Annotated in this window: 1 pseudogene; it reads right to left on the reverse strand. The window is 51.7% G+C overall.

Annotation, left to right across the window (positions count from 1 at the left end):
- Positions 1-44 precede the first annotated feature (44 nt).
- Positions 45-571 (reverse strand): annotated as a pseudogene (locus LWP20_RS18190) (P-type ATPase actuator domain-containing protein); the annotation flags it as partial.

Genomic DNA, 571 nt, shown 5'->3' on the forward strand with positions numbered 1-571 from the left:
TTGAGGTAGCTCTCTTTGCCGGTATACTCCACCTGCACCCGCTATGCCCCGTTGCCGTTGATGGAGCCGCCGATCACTTTGTCGTCCTTGTTCTTTTTTACCGGTTTGCTCTCGCCGGTCAGCATACTTTCGTTGAGGTAACTTTCGCCATCCTCCACTTTGCCATCAGCAGGCACTTTCTCACCGGGCTTTACCAGTATCAGGTCTCCTTTCTGCAGGTCCTCGATACGTACTTTTATGGGTTCGCCATCCCGTATCAGCATGGCCTCGGCGGGCATCATGCTCACGAGCAGCTCCAGTGCTTTGGATGCTCCCAGTACCGAACGCATTTCTATCCAGTGCCCCAGCAACATGATAACTATAAGCGTAGCCAGCTCCCAGAAAAAATCCATCCCTTTCAGCCCGAACACAATGGCCGTACTGTAGAGGTAGGCAACTGTGATAGCTACCCCGATCAGCGTCATCATACCAGGCACCCCTTTCTTCACCTCTTCTGCCAGACCTGTTAAAAAAGGCCAGCCGCCATAAAAATAGATGATAGAGGAGAGTACAAACGCAATGTACATGCCAA

This window comes from Pontibacter vulgaris (assembly GCF_022758145.1).
Taxonomy (GTDB): Bacteria; Bacteroidota; Bacteroidia; order Cytophagales; family Hymenobacteraceae; genus Pontibacter; species Pontibacter vulgaris.